The sequence below is a fragment of the Blautia sp. DFI.6.71 genome (assembly GCF_020593585.1).
GTDB classification, from domain to species: Bacteria; Bacillota; Clostridia; order Lachnospirales; family Lachnospiraceae; genus Blautia_A; species Blautia_A wexlerae.
Window position 1 is genome coordinate 1 of the sequence record NZ_JAJDMJ010000203.1, and the last position, 247, is coordinate 247.

The 247-nt window shown below is 34.8% G+C and carries 1 protein-coding gene; it reads right to left on the bottom strand.

Features of this window, described 5'->3' with window-relative positions; translation table 11 throughout:
• On the bottom strand, positions 1-247 hold a 247-nt coding region (locus LJE12_RS21245; RefSeq protein WP_227292444.1), incomplete at both ends, for a recombinase family protein.

A 247-nucleotide genomic window follows, 5' to 3' on the forward strand; every position in this document is an offset into this window, starting at 1 on the left:
TATAGTTTAAACCACTGCCATACTCTTCAATACATTGGTCTACAATCATTCCTCTTGCATTACAGAATTGACGTAAAAACGATACCTGATTCTGTAAATCATCCTTTTGATTTCTTGTAGAAACTCTTGCATAAATAACAACCTGTCGAGTGTCATTCTCTGTATCTATGCCTTTAAATTGAAGATATTGGTTGTAAGTATAATAACGCCTGTCAGTTGGAGTTCGATTTGCTTTTAGCGTTCCTTC